The following is a 25,760-nucleotide window of genomic DNA, read 5'->3' as shown; positions in this document are numbered from 1 at the left end:
GCACCCGCACCCGGCCGCACCCGGAGTCGGCCGCACCCGGACGGGTCGCGCCGTGGGCAGCCCGGCAGCCCGCCCACCCCGGCGCCACCGACCGTCCCGCCCGCGCCGCCTGCCGGGTCCACCGCCCGCCGGCGCCGACGCGCCCGCCCCGTCTACGTCGTCGCCTTCAGCGCGGCCAGGCGGGCCTCCACCTCCGCCGTGTCGCCCGGGCTGTCCAGCCGCTCGAACCGGCCGTCCAGGGCCGAGGCGGCGAGCTCGTGCCCGCCCCGCGCCCGCGCCTCCTCGCGCCGCAGTTTGTCCTGGAAGCGGGGTATCTCGCTCGCCGGGTCCAGCGGGTGCGCGCTCTCCAACCCGTCGGGTATCCGGTGCCGCGCCCGGGCCCAGGTCGCACCGGTCACCCATTCGTGCTGCCTCACCTCCAGCGCCTCCAGTCTGGTCCGCATCCCGTCCACCCCCGTCCTGAGCCGGTCGACCACCGCCGTCTGCGCGGCGATCGCGGGCTCGGCCTGCCACGCCTCCCGTTCCGCCTGCACCTCCCTGCCCAGCGCCACCTTGGCCAGCCGGTCGAACCGGTCGGCCTCCTCCGCCGAGCCGCCCGCCCGCAGCCCGTCCGCCTTCCTGCTGGCCGTCACCGCCTCCTCGCCCCACTCCTTGGCGGCGGCCAGGTCCTCGGTGCGGTCCCGCTCCATCAGGCGCAGCTCGCCGCCCGTGGTGGCGATGGCCCGCTCCGCCGCCGCGATGGTGTCCGTGAACTCCCGGGTCAGCTGGTCCAGCATCTTCTGCGGGTCCTCGGCCTGGTCGAGGAGCGCGTCGATGTCGGCCTTGGCCAGCTGGACGACTCGGCCCAGTACCGACTGCCTGTCGCTCATGGCTCTCTCCTTGCGCCGAACCAATCCCTTTCCTGATCCGATCCCGGGCACCGCCTGCCCGGGATCCGCTCCTTACCGCCCGCCTCCTGCTCCTGATACACCGCTCGGCCCGGATCGGTTCCCACCTCCGGCGTCACTTCCATCCGCTTTTTCGCCGGAGTCGCCGGAGTCGCCGGAGTCGCGGGCGTCGCGGGCGTCGCGGTAGGCCCGTACGTCCGCCTCGGCGAGGTCCTGGGCCTGCCGGGCCAGGGTGTCCGCGCGGCGGGCCGAGGCCAGGGCGGCGGGTGCGTCCGAGGCGGCCCCGGCGGCGGCCGATCCGAGCAGGCGCCGGGCCTCCGCGAGCCGGGTGCGGGCCTCTCCGCCCACCGCGCCCCGGTCCACGGCCAGTTGGTCGCACGCCGCCGCGACGGCCGCGCGGGCCGTCAGTGTCGCCGCGTCCAGGAGCGTGCGGGCGTGCCGCGAGCCGTCCTCGCGCTTCCGTGCGCCCGACGGGTCCCCGGCGGAGGGCTCCGCCACGGCCCGGCCCGACTCCCCGCCACCGCCCGACTCCCCGTCCCCGCCCGGCATCTCGAACAGCGCCTCGCCCAGCGCCGCGTCCGCCGCCACGATCCTGCGCAGGGCGTCGATCGGGTCGTACGGCCCCTCCGCGCGTTCCTGGCGGACGCCGTTCAGGACGGCCTCGGCGCGGGTGACCGGGCCGCGCGGTGCGGCGGCGTCGTCCCCGGCCGCGTCCAGGGCGCGGTGCGCCTCCGCCAGGTCCGCCCCGGTCGCGGCGAGCAGGGCGGGCAACCGCTGCTCCGTGTCCGCGAGTTCACGGCCCCGCCGTTCGACGGCCGTCACCAGTACGGCCGCCTGGGCCACCGCGCCCTCGGCGGCCCGTACGCACGTCGCCGCGCCCTTCCGGTCGTCCGTGGCCAGGGCCTGGTGGGCGCGGCCCAGCGCGGTCGTGGCGAGGACGAGCCGCTCCTTGGCCTCCTCGACGTGGCCCGAGACCGGCGCGGTCGCCGAGGGCGCGTACCGCCGGCGCAGTGCGGTCAGCGCCGAATCGGCCGCCGCGGTCTGCCCGGTGAGGGTGCGGAAGGCGGTCTCGACGGCCTCCAGCGCCTGCGGGGCCCGCTGTTCCGGGGCGCGCAGGGCGTGGAGGTCCGGGGCCCGCGCCTCCAGCCGCAGTCGGGCGTTCGCGCAGTGCTCCAGGATCGCGGTGAGTGCCGCCCGCCGCGCCTCCACGGCCCCCGGATCGCCCGGGTCGGGCCGCCGCTCGCCGTAGTCCAGCTCTCCGCGCAGCTGGTACCCCGCGGCCAGCTCGGAGCGGGCGTCCGCGACGGCCTCGGTGAACGGGCGCGCCGCCCCGTCCCCGAACTGGGCCACCACGAAACCCAGTTCCTCCTCACTCGTAAGGATGGCGTCCTCGGTGGTGGTCAGCGCTTCGCGGGACTCTGCGTCCAGCTCGGCGAGGGCGGTCGGCGGCGTCGAGCCGTCCGTCTCCCCGGCGCCCGCCCCCTGGGTCGCGGCGGGCGTGGTCCGGGTGGTGGCGCGGTGCTTCCTGCGCGCGTACGCGTACGCCGCCACCGCGCCCGCGGCGCCCAGGACGACGACGGGCAGCACGTAGTCGCTGGCCGAGACCGAGTCGTCGTGCTGGGACGGCCGGGCCAGCGCCGCGTCGTAGCCGTCGGCCGCGCCGATCGCCGCCCCGGCCCAGTCGCCGCGCCGCAGCGCGGGCTCGATGGAGGTGCGGGCGACCTGGCCGAGGACGCCGTCGCTGAGCCGGAACCCCTCGTCCACCGAGTACGCGTACGCGCGCGTGCCGGTGGCGACGGCCAGCAGTACGTCGTCCCGGCCGAGCCCGTTCAGCTGGGCCGTGGTGTCGGCCCACGCCTGCGCCGGGCGGCCGGAGAAGTCGTCCACGTAGACCACGAAGAGCTGTACGCGGCGGTTCTCGTGGAGGCGCTCCAGGGCGGCGCCCACCACGGGCGCGCGCTGCCCCAGCGCGTCGGCGAGGTCGGTGATCTGGCCGTGGGTGGCGAGCGGCACCGGATCCTCGGCGACGCTCGCCCCGGCGGTCAGCTCCGCGGCGCGCGCGGGAGCGGCGCCGGGCACGATCGGCCACGCGGCCAGCAGCGCGGCCACGAGTGCCCCGCCGGCCCGGCCGGCCCGGACGGCTCCGCGGGGCCTGGTGCGACTGACAGGCGGCGTCACATTTGTGAGCGTATGGCGGTATCTGCCGCTCCGCGACCGGGCGGCGGGCCCCGGACCGGACGGCAGCGCGCCGCGGTGAGCCCCGCTCGTTGGGCCGCAGGCCACCGGGAGGTCATACTTCCACGGCACACTGACAGTCAGGGGTACTCGTGCGGACAGCTATATCGGCCGGAGTGGACGGCCTGCGCCGCTGGTTCCGGCGCCCGGCACGGACGTGGGTGCGGCGTGCCGCGCTGGCGGCCGTGCTCCTGGTGATGGCACCCATGGTGGTCGGCGCGGTGGCGCTGCGCAGCAGCTACGCGGGCGACCCCGGGGACGGCACCAGAACCCGTGGCCGGGACGCCATCTGGCTCGGCCACGCCTGGGTGGACGGCCGCAAGAGCGAGGCCGACCTGGACGCGTTCGCCGCGCGCGTGCGGAACACCGGGATACACGACCTGTACGTCCACGCCGGGCCGCTGGAGCACGACGGGACGCTGCCGGTGACCCGCTACCCCAGGGCGCGCTGGCTGGTCGACGGGATGCACCGCAGGCTGCCCGGGGTGCGCGTACAGGCGTGGCTCGGCGACAAGCTGGCGACGGAGGGCCCCAAGGGCCTGCGGCTGGAGCGGCCCGCCACGCGCGCGGCGATGCTCGCCTCCACCCGGGAGGTCCTGGTGGACGGCGGCTTCGACGGCGTCCACTTCGACCTGGAGCCGATGCCCTCGGGCAACCGCCCCTTCCTGGAGCTGCTCGACGCCGTACGGCCCGTCACGCGCGCGCAGCACGCGTCGCTGTCGGTGGCGGCGCACCAGATAGACCCGGTGCCCAAGCTGCACTCGGCGGCCGGGAAGATCGCCGGGCACCCCAAGTGGTGGTCGCAGGCGTACTTCGGGCAGGTGGCCAAGCGCGTCGACCAGATCGCCGTGATGTCGTACGACACCTCGATGCCGCTGGAGAGCCTGTACGGCGGCTATGTCGCCCAGCAGGCGTCGCTGGCGCTGGAGGTGACGCCCAAGGACACCGATCTGCTGATGGGGCTGCCGTTCTTCCAGACGGAGTCGATGGGCCACCACGGCTCGGCGGAGACGGTGAAGGCGGCCGTGCGCGGGGTGCGTCTGGGCCTGGGCCGCACCGACCGGCACCGCGAGCACTTCGGCGTCGCCCTGTACGTCGACTTCACCGCGCGCGAGAGCGACTGGGCGGCGTACGACAAGGGCTGGAACTGAGGTTCCCGGTCCAGCGCGGCGGCGGGGCCCGGCATCCGCGGATGCCGGGCCCCGCCGCCGTGTGCGGGCCGGTAAGGTCGGATCCGGAGCCGGAGGGTCAACTCCCCGACCGGCGGCCGATCTTGTTGCCCAGCCAGACCAGCGGGTCGTACTTGCGGTCCACGGCCCGCTCCTTCAGCGGGATCAGCGCGTTGTCGGTGATCTTGATGTGCTCGGGGCAGACCTCGGTGCAGCACTTGGTGATGTTGCAGTAGCCCAGGCCGTGCTCGTCCTGGGCGGTCCGCTTGCGGTCCAGGCCCGCCTCCCCGGCCGCGTCCAGGGGGTGCATGTCGAGCTCCGCGATCCTCATCAGGAAGCGCGGGCCCGCGAAGGCGGGCTTGTTCTCCTCGTGGTCGCGCACCACGTGACAGGTGTCCTGGCACAGGAAGCACTCGATGCACTTGCGGAACTCCTGCGAGCGCTCCACATCGATCTGCTGCATCCGGTACTCGCCGGGGGCGACCCCTTTCGGGGGAACGAAGGCGGGAACTTCCCGCGCCTTCTCGTAGTTGAAGGAGACGTCGGTCACCAGGTCGCGGACGACGGGGAACGCCCGCAGCGGGGTGATCGTGATCGTCTCCTCGCGGGTGAACACCGACATGCGCGTCATGCACATCAGCCGGGGCCGCCCGTTGATCTCGGCCGAGCAGGAACCGCACTTGCCCGCCTTGCAGTTCCAGCGCACGGCCAGATCGGGGGCCTGGGTCGCCTGGAGGCGGTGGACGATGTCGAGGACCACCTCGCCCTCGTTCACCTCGACCGTGAAGTCCGCCAGGTCGCCGCCGCCGGCGTCGCCCCGCCAGACCCGGAAGCTCGCGTCATACGTGGTCACTCGTAGAGCTCCTCTTCGGCGAGGTACTTGACCAGCTCCTCCTTCTCGAAGAGGGCGAGCAGGTCGGCACGGATGGGTTCGGTCTCCTCGCGGGCCAGCCGGATCTGGCCGCGCACCGGGTCGGTGGCCGCGAGTCCGCCGGTCGGGTCGGCGAGGGTGCACAGCAGATTGGCCCGCCGCCAGTCGCGGTCCATCGCCGGGAAGTCCTCCCGGGTGTGGCCGCCCCGGCTCTCGGTGCGCTCCAGGGCCGCGCGCGCCACGCACTCGCTGACCAGCAGCATGTTCCGCAGGTCCAGCGCGAGGTGCCAGCCCGGGTTGAACTGGCGGTGCCCCTCGACCCCGGCCCGCCGCGCCCGTACGCGCAGCGCGCCCAGGCGCTCCAGCGCCTCCCGCATCTCCCCGTCCCGGCGGATGATCCCGACCAGGTCGTTCATGGTCTGCTGGAGCTCCTGGTGCAGGGTGTACGGGTTCTCCGGCGCCGGGGCGGCCGTGGCCGGGGAGCCGGTGGCGGCCCCGGGCACCGGCTCGGGCTCGGCGCTGAACGGGCGCAGGGCCTCCGCCGCCGCCGCGTCCACCTGGGACTCGTCCACGAGGGGGCGGGCGGTGTCCGGGGCCGTGGCGTACTCGGCGGCGTGCAGCCCGGCGCGGCGGCCGAAGACCAGCAGGTCGGAGAGGGAGTTGCCGCCGAGGCGGTTGGAGCCGTGCATCCCGCCCGCGACCTCGCCGGCCGCGAAGAGACCGGGCACCCCGCGCGCGGCGGCGGTGTCGGAGTCGACGGCGATGCCGCCCATCACGTAGTGGCAGGTGGGGCCGACCTCCATGGGCTCGGCCGTGATGTCGACGTCGGCCAGCTCCTTGAACTGGTGGTGCATGGACGGCAGCCGGCGCCGGATGACCTCGGCGGGCATCCGGGTGGAGACGTCCAGGAAGACACCGCCGTGCGGGGAGCCGCGGCCCGCCTTGACCTCGGAGTTGATGGCGCGGGCGACCTCGTCGCGGGGCAGCAGCTCGGGCGGGCGGCGGTTGTGGTCGGGGTCCTCGTACCAGCGGTCGCCCTCGGCCTCGGACTCGGCGTACTTCTCCTTGAAGACGTCCGGCACGTAGTCGAACATGAACCGCCTGCCCTCGGAGTTGCGCAGCACCCCGCCGTCGCCGCGCACCGACTCGGTGACCAGGATGCCCTTCACGGACGGCGGCCAGACCATGCCGGTGGGGTGGAACTGCACGAACTCCATGTTGAGCAGGGGCGCCCCGGCGAGCAGCGCCAGCGCGTGGCCGTCGCCGGTGTACTCCCAGGAGTTGGAGGTCACCTTGAAGGACTTGCCGATGCCGCCGGTGGCCAGGACCACGGCCGGGGCCTCCAGCACGAAGAACCGGCCGGACTCGCGCTCGTAGCAGAAGGCGCCCGACACCCGGTCGCCGTCCTTCAGGACGCGGGTGACCGTGCACTCCTGGAAGACCTTCAGCCGGGCCTCGTAGTCGCCGAACTCCCGCTTGTCGTCCTGCTGGAGCGAGACGATCTTCTGCTGGAGGGTGCGGATCAGCTCCAGGCCGGTCCGGTCGCCGACGTGCGCGAGGCGCGGGTACTCGTGCCCGCCGAAGTTGCGCTGGGAGATCCGGCCGTCCGGCGTGCGGTCGAAGAGGGCGCCCCAGGTCTCCAGCTCCCAGACCCGGTCGGGCGCCTCGCGCGCGTGGAGCTCGGCCATCCGCCACTGGTTGAGGAACTTGCCGCCGCGCATGGTGTCGCGGAAGTGGACCTGCCAGTCGTCGCCGGGGTTGGCGTTGCCCATGGAGGCGGCGATGCCGCCCTCGGCCATCACCGTGTGGGCCTTGCCGAAGAGGGACTTGCAGATCACCGCGGTGCGGGCGCCCCGCTCCCGGGCCTCGATGGCGGCCCGCAGGCCCGCCCCGCCCGCGCCCACCACGACGACGTCCCACTGCTGGCGTTCGGCTTGCGTCATCAGAAGAACCTCGGATCGTCGAACGCCCCGGTGGAGAGGAAGTACACGTACAGATCGGCCGCCGAGACGCTGAGCAGCGAGGCCCAGGCGAGCAGCATGTGACGGGCGTTCAACTTTCCCGCCCAGCTCCACATCCGGTAGCGCACCGGATGCTTGGAGAAGTGGCGCAGCCGTCCGCCGACGATGTGCCGGCACGAGTGGCAGGAGAGGGTGTACGCCCAGATCAGCACGATGTTGACGGTGAAGATCAGGGTGCCGAGCCCCATGTGGCCCCAGCGGTAGTGCTCGTCGCGGTAGGCGAGGACCGTGTCGTACGTCAGGAAGGCGGCGACCGGGAGCGCGAAGTAGAACGTGTACCGGTGGATGTTCTGGATCACCAGCGGGAAGCGGGTCTCGCCGGAGTACCTCTTGTGCGGTTCGGCGACCGCGCAGGCCGGCGGTGAGGCCCAGAAGCCCCGGTAGTACGCCTTGCGGTAGTAGTAGCAGGTGCCGCGGAAGGCGAGCGGGAAGATCAGGATCAGCAGGGCGGGGGAGAGGCCCCACCAGCTGCCGAAGAGGTCGGCGTTGGGGCCGTGGCGCATCGGGACGCAGTTGTCGGCGATGCACGGCGAGTAGAACGGCGAGACGTAGGGCGCCGCGTAGTAGTCGTCGTTCACGAAGGCCCGCCAGGTCGAGTAGACGACGAAGGCGAGCAGTCCGGCGGCGGTCACGGCGGGCGCCAGCCACCAGCGGTCGGTGCGCAGGTGGCGGGGTGCGATGGCGGCGCGCGAGGCGTCGTGAACGCCGGTGGTCGGTTGGGGTTCGGTGCCTGTGGCCAACAGTGGCTCCAGTCGAGTGGTGTCAGGGGGCGCGCCGGTCCCGGGCGCCAAGACCCTCGTCGTCCGAGTCCGTCCACAGCGAGGTGTCGTACGGGGTGTCGGGGATGGTCACCAGGTCGGGGCGGGCGGCGGCGGTGCGGGGCGCGGTCTCGCGCAGCAGCGCGACGCTCTCGCGCAGGTGGTCGGTGTCGGTCCGCACCCGCCGGATGTCGAGGCCGCCGTCGCCGACCTGTTGTTCCAGCCGCCCGACGGACCTGACCAGGTCGTCGAGGCAGCGCTGAACCGCAGTCAACTCGTCCTGCAGGGACATGACGTGCCCTACCTTCCGCAGTGGCGGGCGGTGACCGGTCGTTCCGGAGGGCGACCTCCGGATCCCCCCGAAAGGTCATGCGCCTGAGAGTGTCGCGCGTCACTTCCGTGGTTGTGAAGGTGTGTGCACGGGGTTGTGGGGGCGTGCGTCCGCCCGTGAGCGCCCGCCGTTGAGCCGCACGGGTGGGATCCGGCCGCCGCCACGCCGTGTCGCCGTACGGGGGCGGGTGCGGTCCTCTTCAGTGGTGGGCAATACATGTGATCATCGCGAAATGCCACCAAGCACATAAAAACTGACGAAGAGGTACAAGCCATGCCCAACGTCGGCGTCCAGCGCGGGAAGGCATCCCGGGCGATCCGCACCGTCGCCGCGATCCGCACCGTCGCATCGCTCCGGTCGGTCGCGCTCCTCACCTCCGGCGTGCTGGCGCTGCCCGCACTGACCGGCTGCTCCTCGGGCGGCGACGACGCGGGCGCCGCGGCAGCCGTCCCCCAGGACATCGGCGCGGTGGCCCGGGCCCAGGTGGCCGACGGGGGCACCCTGCGGTGGGCGGTGGACGCGATGCCGCAGACGCTCAACGCCTTCCAGGCCGACGCCGACGCCGCCACCGGGCGGGTCGCCGGCGCGGTGCTGCCCGCGCTGTTCACCCTGGACGACCGGGGCCGTCCGCAGCGCAACCCGGACTACCTGGAGAGCGCGGAGATCGTCCAGCGCGAGCCCAAGCAGGTCGTGCTCTACAAGCTCAACCAGAAGGCGGTGTGGAGCGACGGCCGGGAGATCGGGGCGCCCGACTTCCTCGCCCAGTGGCGGGCCCTGAGCGGTCGCGAGTCGGCGTACTGGACCGCGCGCAACGCCGGGTACGAGCGGATCGAGAAGATCGAGAAGGGTGCCAACGACCTGGAGGTCAAGGTCACCTTCGGCAAGCCGTACGCCGACTGGCGCGCTCTGTTCAGCCCGCTCTACCCCAAGGACGTCACCGGCACCCCGGACGCCTTCAACGACGGCGCCCGCACCAGGCTGAAGGCCACCGCAGGACCGTTTCTCCTGAAGGCGGCCGACCGCGACAGGGGCACGCTCACCCTCGCCCGCAACCCCCGCTGGTGGGGCCGCCCCAGCAAGCTCGACGAGCTGGTGCTCACCGCCGTGCCGCGCGACAAGCGGGTCGCCGCCCTCGCCGACGGCACCCTGGACGTGGCCGAGATCGACCGGCCCGCCGCCGACCGGATCGCCCTCGCCGAGCGCGACAAGCAGGCGGGCGCCCAGGGCCCCGGCCTCGCGCACGGCCCCGGCTCCGCGATCACCCCCGCCGCCGCCCTGCGGTCCTGGGCGATCGCGCACGGCTCCGACGAGGAGCGGGCCGAGGCCGAGCAGCGCGCCCGCAAGCAGACCCGTCAGGCGGTCGAGCGGTACGCGGAGGAGCAGACGGGCCTGGCCCGGCTCGCCATCCGCAGGTCCCTGGAGCCCGCCTACACCCAGCTCGCCCTCAACGGCAGCTCCGGCCCGCTCGCCGACGAGCGGGTGCGCCGGGCGGTCGCCCGCGCCCTGGACCGCCAGGAGCTGGCCGAGCTCGTGCTCAAGCCGCTGGGCCTGCCCGCGCGTCCGCCCGGCAGCCATCTGGCGCTGGCCGGCCAGCCCGCGTACGCCGACAACAGCGACGCGCTCGGCGGCCAGGACACCCACGAGGCGCAGGCCCTGCTCGGCGACGCGGGCTGGACCCCGGGCGGCGTGCGCCAGAAGCCCGCCGCCAAGGCGGGCAGCAAGGCGTCCGGCTCCAGCGCGGACGACGACTCCAAGCGCGAGGCCGACGCGGGCGACGAGGGCACCTACATCGTCGGCGACGACAAGCCGGGGGAGCACCGCGCCGGGGCGCACCGGTACGGGCACCCGCTCGGCGAGGGCCTCTACCGCCGGGGCGGGGACGCGGAGGTCAGGCCCGGCGACAACCGGCCCGGCGGCTCGGGCCCCGGCGCCGACACCCACGTACTGGCCCCGGCGCGGGCCGCGGCGCTCCAGGAGATCGCCCTGATGCGACAGGCCGACGCCCTGGAGGACGCGGGCTCGGGCCACCAGCGGGACGCGCGCACCGAGGCGGGCCGGGGGAACGCCGAGGCGGGCCGGGGGAACAAGGACGCGCACCGCACCGAGGCCCGCCGGCCGGGCGGCGCCCCCGGCGCGTACGCCCCCAAGGGCACCGCGGCCCCGGTGGCGGGCGGTCCGCTCGGCAAGGACGGCAAGCCGCTCACCCTGCGGTTCGTGCTTCCCTCGGGCGCGGGCTCGGAGCAGCTGCGGGCGGTGGGCGAGCGGATCGCGCAGATGCTGAAGGCGGTCGGCATCAACACCGAGACCGTCAAAGTCGCCGACGACAGCTACTTCAAGGACCACATCGCCTCGGGCGACTTCGACCTGGCGCTGTACTCCTGGCCCGGCACCGCCTACCCGGCCACCGACGACCGGCCGGTCTTCGCCAAGCCGGAGGCCGCCTCGGACGGCTCGCTGCTCGTCGAACAGAACTACACCCGGGTCGGCACCGACCACATCGACCAGCTGTTCGACCAGGCGGCGGGCGAGCTGGACGAGGGCGAGGCGCGCGATCTGGTGCGCAAGGCGGACGCCCGGATCTGGGCGGCTGCCGGATCGATTCCGCTCTACCAGCGCCCGCAGCTGGTCGCGGTGAAGCCGACCGTCGCCAACGCCGGGGCCTTCGGGTTCGCGGCCCCGCTCTTCCAGGACATCGGGTTCAAGAAGGCGGAGAGCGCCCCGAAGGGGCACAAGAACTGACCGATCCATCCGAGACGGCCCGCGGTGGCGGGAAGGAGCAGGTCACAACCTCAGAACTGGCTCAAGTCCCTTGCCCGCCGATCCGTCGGCGGGCAAGGTCGTAGCTGCCCTTGACCCGGCTTCGAGGCCGTCTCGACCCGGCCTCCAGGCAGCTTTCGCACCCCGCAGAACGATCATAGGTTCGGGCCCGGGAGGCCCCGGGCGCGTCCGCCCCGTACCATGGGACCAAGCCGTGGCGTGTCCGCGCCCGGCGGGCGGACGAGGCTTCGACCGTCAGACGCCTGATTCCCGATCGAGAGAAGCGCCAGCCAGCATGCCCACGCGCCACGACATCCGCAATGTCGCCATCGTCGCCCACGTCGACCACGGCAAGACGACCATCGTCGACGCCATGCTCAAGCAGGCCGGTGCGTTCGCCGCGCACCAGCACCTCGACGACCGCATGATGGACTCGAACGACCTGGAGCGTGAGAAGGGCATCACGATCCTGGCGAAGAACACCGCCGTCAAGTACCACCCCAAGGACGGCGGGGCCCCGATCACGATCAACATCATCGACACCCCGGGCCACGCCGACTTCGGTGGCGAGGTCGAGCGCGGTCTGTCGATGGTGGACGCGGTCGTCCTGCTCGTCGACGCCTCCGAGGGCCCGCTCCCGCAGACCCGCTTCGTGCTCCGCAAGGCCCTCCAGGCCCGGATGCCCGTCATCCTCTGCATCAACAAGACGGACCGCCCGGACTCCCGGATCGACGAGGTCGTCAACGAGACGTACGACCTGTTCCTGGACCTGGACGCGGACGAGGACCAGATCGAGTTCCCGATCGTCTACGCCTGCGGCCGTGACGGCATCGCCTCGCTGACCAAGCCGGAGGACGGCACCGTCCCGGCCGACTCCACCAACCTGGAGCCGTTCTTCTCCACCATCCTGGAGCACGTCCCGGCCCCGACGTACGAGGAGGACGCGCCGCTCCAGGCCCACGTCACCAACCTCGACGCCGACAACTTCCTCGGCCGCATCGCGCTGCTCCGCGTCGAGCAGGGCGAGCTGCGCAAGGGCCAGACCGTGGCCTGGATCAAGCGCGACGGCTCGATCTCGAACGTGCGCATCTCCGAGCTGATGATGACCGAGGCGCTCACCCGCAAGCCGGCCGAGGTGGCGGGCCCCGGTGACATCTGCGCCGTCGCCGGCATCCCGGACATCATGATCGGCGAGACGCTGGCCGACCCGGAGAACCCGGTCGCGCTGCCGCTGATCACGGTCGACCAGCCGGCCATCTCCATGACCATCGGCACCAACACCTCGCCGCTCGTCGGCCGTGGCGGCACCGGCAAGGGCGCGGACGCCAAGTCCGCCGTCAAGGACCGCAAGGTCACCGCCCGCCAGGTCAAGGACCGCCTGGACCGCGAGCTGATCGGCAACGTGTCGCTGCGCGTCCTAGACACCGACCGTCCGGACGCCTGGGAGGTCCAGGGCCGTGGTGAGCTCGCGCTCGCCATCCTGGTCGAGCAGATGCGCCGCGAGGGCTTCGAGCTGACCATCGGCAAGCCGCAGGTGGTCACCAAGACGGTCGACGGCAAGGTCCACGAGCCGGTCGAGCGCCTCACGGTGGACGTGCCCGAGGAGCACATGGGCGCCGTCACGCAGCTCATGGGCGTCCGCAAGGGCCGCATGGACAACATGTCGAACCACGGCTCCGGCTGGGTCCGCATGGAGTTCGTCGTCCCGTCCCGCGGCCTCATCGGCTTCCGTACGGAGTTCCTGACCAACACCCGCGGCACCGGCATCGCCCACTCGATCCACGAGGGCCACGAGCCGTGGTTCGGCAACCTGGTGACCCGCAACAACGGCTCCCTGGTCGCCGACCGCGCCGGTGCGGTCACGCCGTTCGCGATGATCAACCTCCAGGAGCGCGGTGTGCTGTTCACCGAGCCCGGCACCGAGGTGTACGAGGGCATGATCGTCGGTGAGAACTCGCGCTCCGACGACATGGACGTGAACATCACCAAGGAGAAGAAGCTCACCAACATGCGTGCGGCTTCCGCGGACAACACCGAGAACGTGGTGCCCCCGCGCAAGCTCTCCCTGGAGCAGTCCCTGGAGTTCTGCCGCGACGACGAGTGCGTCGAGGTGACCCCGGAGGCCGTGCGCATCCGCAAGGTCGTCCTGGACCAGAAGGAGCGCGGCCGTACGGCGTCGCGCGCCAAGCACGGCTGAGCGCAGCCCGGCTGACTCTCCAAGGCCCGGCTCCCCGCGGATTTCGCGGGGAGCCGGGCCTTTGTCGTACGGTGGTCCCCACGGGGTTGTTTTGTGCTGCCCCGGGACCGTCGCCGGGTCAAGTCGTTTTCTCCCGCACTCTGTTCGGATATCGAGCGTCGCTCTCCGGAAGATGTGTTAACGGTCCGTTTCGGGCGTGTCTGTCTGTGATCCGTTTGTCCGTATTTCGGACTGTTGGCCTGACCTGATGTTGTAAAAACGAGACCCTTTAAGTGTGGTTTACGGCCCGGCCGTACTTAATAGTTGGCTCCATTGAGCTCGGGTCAATGGGTCACGCACTGTGGGGAGTGCCGACTCACGAGCACACTCGGGGCGTTTGATCGATCGCCGTCAGGGGTGTCGGCGATCTTTTTGTGCCCCTCATGTCGTGACAAGTGGACTCATGAGGAGGAACCCATGCGTGGTGCCAAGAGCGCCAAGTGGGTCGCCGGTGCGGCTCTCGTCGCCCTGGCTGCGACTGCCTGTGGTGGCGGCGACAGCGACAGCTCGGACAACTCGGGCGCGGCTGCGAACCCGTCCGGCGTGTTCAGCTACCAGAGCAGCGAGCCGCAGCACCCGATCCAGCCGGCCAACGTGATGGAGACCGGCGGTGGTCGTATCACCGACGCGCTCTTCTCCAAGCTGGTGGACTTCGACCCCAAGACGGGTGCGCTCGTCAACCTGGTCGCGGACAACATCAAGCAGGACGACGCCAGCCACTACACCATCAAGGTGAAGCAGGGCTGGACCTTCCACAACGGTGAGAAGGTCACGGCGAAGTCCTTCGTCAAGGCGTGGAACTGGGGCGCGAACGCCAAGAACGCGCAGCAGAACGCCTCGTGGTTCTCGGACATCAAGGGCTACGCCGACGTGCACCCGGAGAAGGGTGACCCGAAGGCCGAGACCATGTCGGGTCTGACCACCCCGGACGACTACACGATCAAGGTCGAGCTCGCCAACCCGGCGCCGTACTGGACCTACAAGCTCGGCTACAGCGCCTACGCGCCGCTGCCGGACGTGTTCTACACGAACCCGAAGAAGTACGGCCAGGAGCCCATCGGCAACGGCCCGTACCAGTTCGTCAAGTGGAACCACAACCAGGACTTCCTGACCAAGACGTACGACAAGTACGCGGGTCCGGACAAGCCGAAGAACGGTGGTGTGGACTTCAAGTTCTACACGACCTCCGAGGCCGCCTATAAGGACACGGTCTCCAACAACCTGGACGTGCTGGACCAGGTCGCCCCGAGCGGCATGGCCACCTACCACCAGGACCTCGGCAAGCGCGCCGTGGACGCCCCGCAGAACTCGATCCAGACCATCGCGATCGCGGCCTACTCGCCGACGCTCAAGGGTCTCAAGGACCGTGCCAAGTTCGTCCAGGGCATCTCCATGGCGATCGACCGGGACACCATCACCAAGACGGTGCTCCAGGGCTCGCGCACCCCGGCCACCGGCTTCGTGCCGCCGGCCGTCAAGGGTTACCTGCCGGACGCCTGTGGTGAGGCGTGCAAGTACGACCCGGCCAAGGCCAAGCAGCTCGTCACGGACGCGGGTGGCGCCAACGCCGCCATCTCCGTGCTCTACAACGCCGACGGCGGCCACAAGGAATGGGTGACGGCGGTCTGCGCCAACATCACCCAGGCCACCGGCGTCAAGTGCGAGAGCGACGCCAAGGCGGACTTCAAGACCGTCCTCGACATCCGCACCGGCAAGAAGGTCCAGTCCTTCTACCGCTCGGGCTGGGTCCAGGACTACCCGCTGAACGCCAACTTCCTCAAGGACCTGTACGGCACCACCGCCGCGGGCAACGAGGGCGGCTACTCCAACAAGACGTTCGACGAGCTGACCGCCAAGGCGGACAAGGCCGCGACGCTGGACGAGTCCGTCAAGCTGTACCAGGAGGCCGAGAAGGCCCTCTACGCGGACATGCCGGCCATCCCGCTCTGGTACTACAAGACGAACGCCGGCTACTCGGCCAACGTCAAGAACGTCACGTACGACACCTTCGGCAAGCCGGTGTTCACCGCTGTCGAGGTCGTGAAGAAGTAGCTACAGGCCGCTAACGGTCGATTCACCCAGGCGCTCCGACGTCACGTCGGCGCCACACCGTTCGCGCAGGGCAGCCGGCCCGCCCCTCCCACGAGGAGCGGGGCGGGCCGGCTGTTGCAGCGGCTGACTATGGAGGCTCGATGGGGCGCTACGTCGCGAGGCGACTGCTCCAGATGATCCCGGTGTTCATCGGGACCACTCTGCTCATCTTTCTGATGGTGTACTCACTCCCCGGCGACCCGGTCCGGGCGCTGTGGGGCGACAGACCTGCCGACCCGCAGGCGATGGCGCGGCTGCGCCACGAATACTGGTTCGACCGACCGGTACTCGCGCAGTACTGGCACTACATCAGCAACGTCATCACCGGAGACTTCGGCACCAGCTTCGTCACCGGCCGTAAGGTGATCGACGTCATGTCGGAGACGTTCCCGGTGACGATCAGGCTTTCGCTGATCGCCTTCACCATCGAGATCGTCGTGGGCATCGTGCTGGGTCTCCTGGCCGGCCTCAACCGCGGCAAGATCGCGGACAAGCTCGTCCTCGTGGTCACCCTGCTGCTGATCTCGATCCCGATCTTCGTTCTGGGCTTCATCTTCCAGACGGTCTTCGCGGACCAGCTCGGCTGGGTCACCCCGACCGTGCAGAACTCCGACGACATCACGCAGCTGCTGCTGCCCGGTGTGGTCCTCGGTTCGCTCTCGTTCGCGTACATCGCCCGGCTCAGCAGGACCTCGATCGCCGAGAACCTGCGCGCGGACTACATCCGCACCGCCGTCGCGAAGGGCCTGCCGCGCCGCCGCGTGGTCGGCATCCACCTGATGCGCAACTCGCTGATCCCGGTGGTCACCTTCCTCGGTACGGACCTGGGCGCCCTGATGGGCGGTGCCATCGTCACCGAGGGCATCTTCAACGTGCACGGCATCGGCAACACGCTGTACCGATCGATCAACCAGTCGGACAACACCACGGTGGTCGGCATCGTGACGATCCTGGTGATCGTCTACCTGCTCTCCAGCCTTGCCGTCGACCTGCTGTACGCCGCTCTGGACCCGAGGATCCGCTATGCCTGAGACCCTCAAGAAGGCCGAGGCCGGGACCGAGACCCCGGTCACCGCCGCCGCGACCACGGCGACGGAGAAGCCGCGCAGCCTCTGGTCGGACGCCTGGCGCGATCTGCGCCGCAACCCGTTCTTCATCGTCTCGGCGCTGCTGATCGTCTTCCTGGTGCTCGTCGCGAGCTTCCCGGGGATGTTCAGCTCGGTCGACCCCGACCACGCGGACCTCGCCAAGCACTACCTGGGCTCGCCGAACTACAGCCACTTCTTCCAGGAGGACTGGTTCGGCTACGACGTCCAGGGCCGCAGCATCTACTCGCGCGTCCTGTACGGCGCCCGCGCCTCGATCATCGTCGGCGTCTGCGTGACGGTCTTCGTGACGCTGCTCGGCAGCTTCGTGGGCATGCTGGCCGGCTACTTCGGCGGCTGGCTCGACTCGCTGCTCTCGCGGCTGACCGACGTGTTCTTCGGCATCCCGCTGCTGCTCGGCGCGATCGTCATCCTCAACGCCTTCACGCACCGCACCGTCTGGTCCGTGGTGGTCGGCCTCGGTCTGCTGGGCTGGACCCAGCTGGCGCGTGTCATGCGCGGTTCGGTGATCACGGTCAAGCAGGCCGACTACGTCCAGGCCGCCAAGGCCCTGGGCGCGAGCACCAGCCGCATCATGATCCGGCACATCCTGCCGAACGCGGTCGCGCCGGTGATCGTCGTCGCGACCATCGCCCTCGGCGGATACATCGCCACCGAGGCGACGCTGTCCTTCCTCGGTATCGGCCTGCCGCCGTCCACCGTCTCGTGGGGCAACGACATTTCCTCGGGCCAGACCGTCATCCGTACCGCTCCGCACGTGCTGTTCTTCCCCAGCGCCATGCTGAGCATCACGGTGCTCGCCTTCATCATGCTCGGCGACGCGGTGCGCGACGCCCTCGACCCCAAGCTGCGCTGAGGAGGGCGTACGACGTGAGCATCATCGACAAGACCGCCAGCGTCCCGGCGCCCCGCGCCGACGGTGACCAGGGCGGCCCCCTGCTCGAAGTCCGTGACCTGCACGTGGAGTTCCACACCCGAGACGGTGTGGCCAAGGCGGTCAACGGCGTCAACTACAGCGTGAGCGCCGGCGAGACCCTCGCCGTCCTCGGCGAGTCCGGTTCGGGCAAGTCCGTGACCGCGCAGGCCATCATGGGCATCCTCGACATGCCGCCCGGCAAGATCCCGCAGGGCGAGATCCTGTTCCGCGGCGAGGACATGCTGAAGATGACCGCCGAGGAGCGGCGCGCCATCCGCGGCCAGAAGATCGCCATGATCTTCCAGGACGCGCTCTCCGCGCTGAACCCGGTGCTGAGCGTCGGCTACCAGCTCGGCGAGATGTTCCGGGTCCACCAGGGCGCCTCCCGCAAGGAGGCCAAGGCCAAGGCCATCGAGCTGATGGACAAGGTCAAGATCCCCGCGGCTGCCGCGCGGGTCAACGACTACCCCCACCAGTTCTCCGGCGGCATGCGCCAGCGCATCATGATCGCCATGGCGCTGGCCCTGGAGCCGGACCTGATCATCGCGGACGAGCCGACCACCGCGCTCGACGTGACGGTCCAGGCGCAGGTCATGGACCTGCTGGCGGAGCTCCAGCGCGAGTACCACATGGGCCTGATCCTGATCACCCACGACCTCGGCGTGGTCGCCGACGTCGCGGACAAGATCGCCGTGATGTACGCGGGCCGGATCGTGGAGACCGCGCCGGTGCACGAGCTCTACAAGCGCCCCGCGCACCCGTACACCCGGGGTCTGCTCGACTCGATCCCGCGCCTGGACCAGAAGGGCCAGGAGCTGTACGCGATCAAGGGCCTGCCGCCGAACCTGCTGAAGATCCCCAGCGGCTGCGCGTTCAACCCGCGCTGCCCGAAGGCGCAGGACATCTGCCGCACCGAGGTGCCGAAGCTGGCCCCGGTCACCGAGGCGGACGGCACGGACCTGTCCGGCCGCGGCAGCGCCTGCCACTTCTGGAAGGAGACGATCCATGGCTGAGCCGGCCAAGAAGGACGAGGCTGTGGACGCGACCACCGCGAGCGTGACCGACGTGGTGAAGACGGACGCCTCCACGACCACCGAGGTCGAGGCGATCCTCGACGCCAAGGTCGAGCGCGGTGAGCCGATCCTCCAGGTGCGCAACCTGGTCAAGCACTTCCCGCTGACCCAGGGCATCCTCTTCAAGAAGCAGATCGGCGCGGTCAAGGCCGTGGACGGGGTCTCCTTCGACCTCTACCAGGGCGAGACCCTCGGCATCGTCGGCGAGTCCGGCTGCGGCAAGTCCACGGTCGCCAAGCTGCTGATGACGCTGGAGCGGGCCACCGCCGGCGAGGTCTTCTACAAGGGCCAGGACATCACCAAGCTGTCCGGCCGCGCGCTGAAGGCCGTCCGCCGCAACATCCAGATGGTGTTCCAGGACCCGTACACGTCCCTGAACCCCCGGATGACGGTCGGCGACATCATCGGCGAGCCCTTCGACATCCACCCCGAGGTGGCGCCCAAGGGCGACCGGCGCCGCCGGGTCCAGGAGCTCCTGGACGTCGTGGGCCTCAACCCGGAGTACATCAACCGGTACCCGCACCAGTTCTCGGGCGGTCAGCGCCAGCGCATCGGCATCGCCCGCGGCCTCGCGCTCAACCCCGAGATCATCATCTGCGACGAGCCGGTCTCCGCGCTCGACGTGTCGGTGCAGGCGCAGGTCATCAACCTGATGGAGAAGCTGCAGGACGAGTTCAACCTCTCCTACATCTTCATCGCGCACGACCTCTCGATCGTCCGGCACATCTCCGACCGCGTCGGTGTGATGTACCTCGGCAAGATGGCCGAGATCGGCACGGACGAGGAGATCTACGAGCACCCGACGCACCCGTACACCCAGGCGCTGCTCTCCGCGGTGCCGGTGCCGGACCCGGACGCGCGCGAGCACCGCGAGCGCATCATCCTGACCGGCGACGTCCCGTCCCCGGCCAACCCGCCGTCGGGCTGCCGCTTCCGCACCCGCTGCTGGAAGGCGGAGGAGCGCTGCTCCACCGAGCTTCCGCTGCTGGCGGTCCCCGAGCGCTTCCAGGGCAAGAAGACCCTGGCCGCGCACGACTCGGCGTGCCACTTCGCCGAGGAGAAGGACGTGGTGGGCGCGGCCTGACCGCGTACCGCCCGCTTCGCACCGGAAGGGGCGCCCGGAACCGCACGGTTCCGGGCGCCCCTTCCGCGTACCCGGGGGCCGGGCGGTGTGCCCGCGCGGGAGGCGAACCCCTCGTGCGGGCGTGCGGGCACGCCCGTTCGGGTGCAGTCGGCGTGCGCTCTGTCCTCTTCTGGGGCGATATTTGGGCCTAAGTGAGACTTGGGACTCTAGGAGGACTCCATGCGCGGAGCCACGCACGCCAAGTGGACCGCATGTGCGGTGGTCGTCGCCCTGGCGGCGACGGCCTGCGGGGGCGGGGACAGCGGAGGCGGGAGCGGCGCCTCGGGCATCGTGAGCTCGTCCTGGGGCGATCCGCAGAACCCGCTGGAGCCCGCCAACACCAACGAGGTGCAGGGCGGCAAGGTCCTCGACATGCTCTTCCGCGGTCTGGTGCGCTACGACCCGAAGACCGGTGCGGCCAAGAACATGGTCGCCGAGAAGATCGACACCACCGACTCCACCAACTTCACGGTCACCGTGAAGGACGGCTGGACCTTCTCCAACGGCGAGAAGGTGACCGCCAAGTCGTTCGTGGACGCCTGGAACTACGGCGCCAACCTCAAGCACAACCAGAAGAACGCCTACTTCTTCGGCTACATCGACGGCTACGACAAGGTCCACCCCGACAAGGGCGACCCGACCGCGGACACGCTCTCCGGGCTCAAGGTCACCGGGGACCGCACCTTCACCGTCAAGCTCAACCAGAAGTTCTCCACCTGGCCCGACACCCTCGGCTACGCCGCCTTCGCGCCGCTGCCGAAGGCGTTCTTCGACAACCACTCCGCCTGGCTCTCCAAGCCGGTCGGCAACGGCCCGTACACGGTGAACTCCTACACCAAGGGCTCCAAGCTGGAGATGCGCAAGTGGGACGCCTACCCGGGCGAGGACAAGGCGCAGAACGGCGGGGTCGACCTCAAGGTCTACACCGACAACAACACCGCCTACACCGACCTGACCGCGGGCAACCTCGACCTCGTCGACGACGTGCCCGCCTCCCAGCTCAAGAACGTCAAGTCCGACCTCGGCGACCGGTACATCAACACCCCGGCCGGCATCATCCAGACGCTCGCCTTCCCGTTCTACGACGACGCCTGGAACACCCCGGGCGCGGTGAAGGTCCGCAAGGGCCTGTCGATGGCGATCAACCGGGCGCAGATCACCGACACCATCTTCCAGAAGACCCGCACCCCGGCCACCGACTGGACCTCACCGGTCCTCGGCGCGGACGGCGGCTACAAGGACGGGCTCTGCGGCGACGCCTGCAAGTACGACCCGGCCGGGGCGAAGAAGCTGATCCAGGAGGGCGGCGGGATCCCCGGCGGCCAGGTGAAGATCTCCTACAACGCGGACACCGGCTCGCACAAGGAGTGGGTCGACGCCATCTGCAACAGCGTCAACAACGCGCTGGGCAACGACAAGGCGTGCGTGGGCAACCCGGTCGGCACCTTCGCCGACTTCCGCAACCAGATCACCCAGAACAAGATGTCCGGGCCGTTCCGGGCGGGCTGGCAGATGGACTACCCGCTGATCCAGAACTTCCTCCAGCCGCTGTACTACACCAACGCCTCCTCCAACGACGGCAAGTGGACCAACGCCCAGTTCGACAAGCTGGTCAACGAGGCCAACGCCGAGACGGACAAGGCCAAGGCGGTCGACCTCTTCCAGCAGGCCGAGGGCGTGCTGCGGGACCAGATGGGCGCCATTCCGCTCTGGTACCAGAACGGCAGCGCGGGCTACTCGACCCGGCTCTCCAACGTCGCCCTGAACCCGTTCAGCGTCCCCGTCTACAACGAGATCAAGGTCAGCTGACGCCGGCGGAGGCCCGGCCCGGCGCGTCCCCCGCGCCGGGCCGGGCCCCTTCCCCGACCCCCGGAGCGGTTCATGGGACGTTATGTGATCCGGCGTCTGCTGCAGATGATCCCGGTCTTCTTCGGCGCCACGCTGCTGATCTTCCTGATGGTCAACGTCATGGGCGACCCCATCGCGGGCCTGTGCGGCGACAAGGCGTGCGACCCGGCCACCGCCGCCCGCCTCAAGCAGGAGTTCGGCCTCGACAAGCCCGTGTGGCAGCAGTACGCGACCTACATGGGGAACGTGTTCACCGGTGACTTCGGGACCGCGTTCAACGGCCAGAAGGTCACCGAGCTGATGTCGACGTCCTTCCCCGTCACCATCCGGCTCACGATCATCGCCATCCTCTTCGAGATCGTCATCGGCATCAGCCTGGGCGTGGTCACCGGACTGCGGCGCGGCCGGCCGATCGACACCGCCGTGCTGATCCTCACCCTGGTGGTCATCGCGATCCCGACGTTCGTCACCGGTCTGGTGCTCCAGCTGGTGCTCGGCGTCGAGTGGAAGTGGATCAGGTCCTCGGTCTCCCCGTCGGCGCCCTTCAACGAGCTGCTGGTCCCCGGCCTGGTCCTCGCCTCGGTCTCGCTCGCGTACGTCACCCGGCTCACCCGCACCTCGATCGCGGAGAACTCCCGCGCCGACTACGTCCGCACCGCCGTCGCCAAGGGCCTGCCCCGCCACCGGGTCATCACCCGCCACCTGCTGCGCAACTCGCTGATCCCGGTGGTCACCTTCATCGGTACGGACGTGGGCGCGCTGATGGGCGGGGCCATCGTGACCGAGCGCATCTTCAACATCCACGGCGTCGGCTTCCAGCTCTACCAGGGCATCCTGCGCCAGAGCACCCAGACGGTCGTCGGGTTCGTGACCGTGCTGGTGCTGGTGTTCCTGGTGGCGAATCTCGTCGTCGACCTCCTGTACGCCGTACTCGACCCGAGGATCCGCTATGCCTGAGCCCGACTTCGACGAGCGTTCGGTCGCCGCCACCGGTGCGGGCGGAGTCAACGAGGGCGCCATCGCCCCGACCGGCACCGGCGGCGCCATGGACCTCGCCCTCAGCGAGGGCGCGGCCCTGGAGAACAAGGCCACGGGCGGGCCGGACGGCACCGGCCCGGCCGGCAAGCCGCGCAGCCTGTGGGGGGACGCCTGGCGCGACCTGCGGCGCAACCCCGTCTTCATCGTCTCCGGCCTGATCATCCTGTTCCTGGTCGTCATCTCGCTGTGGCCGTCCCTGATCGCCTCCGGCAACCCGCTCAAGTGCGATCTGGCCAAGGCCCAGCTGGGCTCGCGGCCCGGCCACCCCTTCGGCTACGACGGCCAGGGCTGCGACGTCTACACCCGGACCGTCTACGGCGCCCGCACCTCGGTCACCGTCGGCGTCTGCACCACCCTCGGGGTGGCGCTCTTCGGCTCGGTGCTCGGCGGGCTCGCCGGGTTCTTCGGCGGCGGCTGGGACGCGCTGCTCTCCCGGATCACCGACATCTTCTTCGGCATCCCGGTGGTCCTGGGCGGCCTGGTCTTCCTGTCCGTGGTCACCTCGACCACCGTCTGGCCGGTCATCGGCTTCATGATCCTGCTGGGCTGGCCGCAGATCGCCCGGATCGCGCGCGGCTCGGTGATCACCGCCAAACAGAACGACTACGTCCAGGCGGCCCGCGCGCTCGGCGCCTCCAACTCCCGGATGCTGCTGCGCCACATCGCGCCCAACGCGGTCGCCCCGGTGATCGTCGTGGCGACCATCGCGCTCGGCACGTACATCTCGCTGGAGGCCACGCTCTCCTACCTCGGCGTCGGGCTGAAGCCGCCGTCCGTCTCCTGGGGCATCGACATCTCGGCCGCCTCCCAGTACATCCGCAACGCGCCCCACATGCTGCTGTGGCCCGCCGGGGCGCTGGCGATCACGGTGCTGGCGTTCATCATGCTCGGCGACGCGGTGCGCGACGCCCTCGACCCCAAGCTGCGCTGAGGAGTTGGACACCATGCTGCTCGAAGTGCGCGACCTCCAGGTCGAGTTCAAGACCCGCGACGGCGTCGCCCGGGCCGTCAACGGGGTCACCTACTCGGTGGCGGCCGGTGAGACGCTGGCCGTCCTCGGCGAGTCCGGCTCCGGCAAGTCGGTGACCGCGCAGGCCATCATGGGCATCCTGGACGTGCCGCCGGGCCGGATCGCCGGCGGCGAGATCCTCTTCCAGGGCAAGGACCTGCTGAAGCTCAAGGAGGACGAGCGCCGCAAGGTGCGCGGCTCCGGGATGGCGATGATCTTCCAGGACGCGCTGTCCTCCCTCAACCCGGTGCTCAGCGTGGGCGCTCAGCTCGGCGAGATGTTCACCGTGCACCGGGGGATGTCCCGCGCCGACGCCAAGGCCAAGGCCGTCGAGCTGATGGACCGGGTGCGCATCCCGGCCGCCAAGGAGCGGGTCGGGCAGTATCCGCACCAGTTCTCCGGCGGCATGCGCCAGCGCATCATGATCGCCATGGCGATGGCGCTGGAGCCCGCGCTGATCATCGCGGACGAGCCGACCACCGCGCTCGACGTGACCGTCCAGGCCCAGGTGATGGACCTGCTCGCCGAGCTCCAGCGCGAGATGAACATGGGGCTCATCCTGATCACCCACGACCTCGGGGTGGTCGCGGACGTCGCGGACCGGATCGCGGTGATGTACGCGGGCCGGATCGTCGAGGAGGCGCCCGTCCACGAGATCTACAAGGCGCCCGCGCACCCGTACACCAAGGGCCTGCTCGAATCGATCCCGCGCCTGGACCAGAAGGGCCAGGAGCTGTACGCGATCAAGGGCCTGCCGCCCAATCTGATGCACATCCCGTCGGGCTGCGCCTTCCATCCGCGCTGCCCGATGGCGCGGGACGTGTGCCGCACCGACGTACCGCCGCTGGCCGTCGTCGCCGAGGGCCGCCGCAGCGCGTGCCACTTCTGGAAGGAGTGCCTGGATGGCTGAGCCGATCCTGGAAGTGCGCGACCTGGTCAAGCACTACCCGCTGACCCAGGGCATCCTCTTCAAGAAGCAGGTCGGCGCGGTCAAGGCCGTCGACGGCGTCTCCTTCGACCTCGCGGCGGGCGAGACCCTGGGCATCGTCGGCGAGTCCGGCTGCGGCAAGTCGACGGTCGCCAAGATGCTGGTGAACCTGGAGCGGCCGACCGCCGGGCGGATCAGCTACAAGGGGACCGACATCACCAAGATGTCCGGCAAGGCGCTGCGCTCGGTGCGGCGCAACATCCAGATGGTGTTCCAGGACCCGTACACGTCCCTGAACCCCCGGATGACGGTCGGCGACATCATCGGGGAGCCGTACGAGATCCACCCCGAGGTGGCGCCCAAGGGCGACCGGCGGCGCAAGGTGCAGGACCTGCTGGACGTGGTGGGGCTCAACCCCGAGTACATCAACCGCTATCCGCACCAGTTCAGCGGCGGTCAGCGCCAGCGCATCGGGATCGCGCGGGGGCTGGCGCTGCGGCCCGAGGTCATCGTGGCCGACGAGCCGGTCTCCGCGCTGGACGTCTCCGTCCAGGCGCAGGTGGTGAACCTGCTGGAGCGGCTGCAGGACGAGTTCTCGCTGTCGTACGTGTTCATCGCGCACGACCTGTCGATCGTGCGGCACATCTCCGACCGGGTCGGGGTGATGTACCTCGGGCGGATCGTGGAGATCGGGCGGGACGAGGAGATCTACGACCATCCCACGCATCCGTACACCCAGGCGCTGCTGTCGGCGGTGCCGGTGCCGGATCCGGCGGCGCGGGAGCGGCGGGAGCGGATCATTCTGAGCGGGGACGTGCCGTCGCCCGCCAATGTGCCCTCCGGGTGCCGGTTCCGTACGCGGTGCTGGAAGGCGCAGGAGCGGTGTGAGCTGGAGGTGCCGGAGCTGGCGGTGCCGGCGGTGTTCCGGCTTGCCGCCGGGCCGGCGCAGCATCCTTCCGCCTGTCACTTCGCGGAGGAGAAGAGGGTGGTGCCGCCGGAGTGAGGCGGGGCTTGTGCGGGTCTTCGTCCGCGGGCCGGTGGTGGGTTGCTCGCGCAGTTCCCCGCGCCCCTTCTGGGCCGGTCTTCGGCTGCGGACCGTGGTCGCTCCTCGCGCCGTTCCCCGCGCCCCTACGGGTGCGCCCGAGGGCGAAGGCGGAGCCGAGCCGTTCAGGGGCGCGGGGAACTGCGCGACAAGCGAGCACGGTCCGCAGACATGGGCGGGTTGTCAGGGGCGCGGGGAACTGCGCGAGCAACCCACCACGGTCCGCGGGTGAAGGCCGGGCACGCGGGAAAGCCCACGTCCGCGGTGGTGGCTGGGGTGTGCGGACGCGGGCCCTGCCCGAGTGGAGGCATCGGAGCCCGG

The 25,760-nt window shown here is 70.6% G+C and carries 19 protein-coding genes; 13 read left to right on the top strand and 6 right to left on the bottom strand.

What is annotated here, in order from left to right; genetic code table 11:
• Window positions 1-152: 152 nt before the first annotated feature.
• On the bottom strand, window positions 153-869 hold the full coding sequence (locus AB5J87_RS12825) for a PspA/IM30 family protein (protein WP_369376636.1): 717 nt from the start codon (window positions 867-869) through the stop codon (window positions 153-155).
• Window positions 870-941: 72 nt separating this feature from the next.
• On the bottom strand, window positions 942-2,996 hold the full coding sequence (locus tag AB5J87_RS12820; RefSeq protein WP_369376634.1) for a TPM domain-containing protein: 2,055 nt from the start codon (window positions 2,994-2,996) through the stop codon (window positions 942-944).
• A 323-nt stretch (window positions 2,997-3,319) separates the two neighbouring features.
• On the opposite strand from AB5J87_RS12820, the gene AB5J87_RS12815 reads away from it, so the two are divergent.
• Complete coding sequence (locus AB5J87_RS12815; RefSeq protein ID WP_369383499.1) at window positions 3,320-4,273, top strand: glycosyl hydrolase family 18 protein; 954 nt, start codon at window positions 3,320-3,322, stop codon at window positions 4,271-4,273.
• Between the two features lie 97 nt (window positions 4,274-4,370).
• On the opposite strand, the gene AB5J87_RS12810 is transcribed toward AB5J87_RS12815, so the two are convergent.
• The 4 genes from AB5J87_RS12810 to AB5J87_RS12795 are packed head-to-tail and all read right to left on the bottom strand — an operon-like array spanning window position 4,371 to window position 8,233.
• Window positions 4,371-5,144, bottom strand: a complete 774-nt coding sequence (locus tag AB5J87_RS12810) for a succinate dehydrogenase/fumarate reductase iron-sulfur subunit (RefSeq protein WP_369376633.1) — start codon at window positions 5,142-5,144, stop codon at window positions 4,371-4,373.
• Entirely contained in the window at window positions 5,141-7,105 is a 1,965-nt protein-coding gene (locus AB5J87_RS12805; RefSeq protein ID WP_369376631.1) for a fumarate reductase/succinate dehydrogenase flavoprotein subunit, read from the bottom strand. Before AB5J87_RS12805 ends, AB5J87_RS12810 begins: the two co-directional genes overlap by 4 nt.
• Window positions 7,105-7,923: a hypothetical protein gene (locus tag AB5J87_RS12800; protein ID WP_369376629.1), complete on the bottom strand. Its 819-nt coding sequence runs from the start codon at window positions 7,921-7,923 to the stop codon at window positions 7,105-7,107. Before AB5J87_RS12800 ends, AB5J87_RS12805 begins: the two co-directional genes overlap by 1 nt.
• A gap of 22 nt (window positions 7,924-7,945) precedes the next feature.
• Window positions 7,946-8,233: a hypothetical protein gene (locus AB5J87_RS12795; RefSeq protein WP_369376628.1), complete on the bottom strand. Its 288-nt coding sequence runs from the start codon at window positions 8,231-8,233 to the stop codon at window positions 7,946-7,948.
• 312 nt (window positions 8,234-8,545) lie between these two features.
• On the opposite strand from AB5J87_RS12795, the gene AB5J87_RS12790 reads away from it, so the two are divergent.
• The 12 genes from AB5J87_RS12790 (at window position 8,546) to AB5J87_RS12735 (ending at window position 25,400) form a co-directional block, all read left to right on the top strand.
• Complete coding sequence (locus tag AB5J87_RS12790; protein WP_369376626.1) at window positions 8,546-11,011, top strand: ABC transporter family substrate-binding protein; 2,466 nt, start codon at window positions 8,546-8,548, stop codon at window positions 11,009-11,011.
• Window positions 11,012-11,324: 313 nt separating this feature from the next.
• Entirely contained in the window at window positions 11,325-13,226 is a 1,902-nt protein-coding gene (typA, locus tag AB5J87_RS12785; protein ID WP_369376625.1) for a translational GTPase TypA, read from the top strand.
• 456 nt (window positions 13,227-13,682) lie between these two features.
• On the top strand, window positions 13,683-15,317 hold the full coding sequence (locus AB5J87_RS12780) for an ABC transporter substrate-binding protein (RefSeq protein ID WP_369376623.1): 1,635 nt from the start codon (window positions 13,683-13,685) through the stop codon (window positions 15,315-15,317).
• A 140-nt stretch (window positions 15,318-15,457) separates the two neighbouring features.
• Window positions 15,458-16,387, top strand: a complete 930-nt coding sequence (locus AB5J87_RS12775) for an ABC transporter permease (RefSeq protein WP_369376621.1) — start codon at window positions 15,458-15,460, stop codon at window positions 16,385-16,387.
• On the top strand, window positions 16,380-17,318 hold the full coding sequence (locus AB5J87_RS12770) for an ABC transporter permease (protein ID WP_369376619.1): 939 nt from the start codon (window positions 16,380-16,382) through the stop codon (window positions 17,316-17,318). Before AB5J87_RS12775 ends, AB5J87_RS12770 begins: the two co-directional genes overlap by 8 nt.
• A gap of 14 nt (window positions 17,319-17,332) precedes the next feature.
• Entirely contained in the window at window positions 17,333-18,391 is a 1,059-nt protein-coding gene (locus tag AB5J87_RS12765; RefSeq protein WP_369376617.1) for an ABC transporter ATP-binding protein, read from the top strand.
• Window positions 18,384-19,535 carry an ABC transporter ATP-binding protein gene (locus tag AB5J87_RS12760; protein WP_369376616.1) on the top strand — a complete coding sequence of 384 codons (1,152 nt, stop codon included), beginning with the start codon at window positions 18,384-18,386 and terminating at the stop codon, window positions 19,533-19,535. The genes AB5J87_RS12765 and AB5J87_RS12760 overlap by 8 nt, the downstream gene beginning before the upstream one ends.
• A 219-nt stretch (window positions 19,536-19,754) precedes the next feature.
• Complete coding sequence (locus AB5J87_RS12755; RefSeq protein WP_369376614.1) at window positions 19,755-21,383, top strand: ABC transporter substrate-binding protein; 1,629 nt, start codon at window positions 19,755-19,757, stop codon at window positions 21,381-21,383.
• Between the two features lie 72 nt (window positions 21,384-21,455).
• Entirely contained in the window at window positions 21,456-22,379 is a 924-nt protein-coding gene (locus AB5J87_RS12750; protein ID WP_369376612.1) for an ABC transporter permease, read from the top strand.
• Window positions 22,372-23,391, top strand: coding sequence for an ABC transporter permease (locus AB5J87_RS12745; protein ID WP_369376611.1), 1,020 nt, complete (start codon window positions 22,372-22,374; stop codon window positions 23,389-23,391). The genes AB5J87_RS12750 and AB5J87_RS12745 overlap by 8 nt, the downstream gene beginning before the upstream one ends.
• 13 nt (window positions 23,392-23,404) lie before the next feature.
• Window positions 23,405-24,379, top strand: coding sequence for an ABC transporter ATP-binding protein (locus AB5J87_RS12740; RefSeq protein WP_369376609.1), 975 nt, complete (start codon window positions 23,405-23,407; stop codon window positions 24,377-24,379).
• Entirely contained in the window at window positions 24,372-25,400 is a 1,029-nt protein-coding gene (locus AB5J87_RS12735) for an ABC transporter ATP-binding protein (protein ID WP_369376607.1), read from the top strand. Before AB5J87_RS12740 ends, AB5J87_RS12735 begins: the two co-directional genes overlap by 8 nt.
• Window positions 25,401-25,760 lie beyond the last annotated feature (360 nt).

The sequence above is a fragment of the Streptomyces sp. cg36 genome, assembly GCF_041080675.1.
In the GTDB taxonomy this organism is placed as follows: domain Bacteria; phylum Actinomycetota; class Actinomycetes; order Streptomycetales; family Streptomycetaceae; genus Streptomyces.
This window is presented reverse-complemented; position numbering and strand designations above follow the sequence as displayed.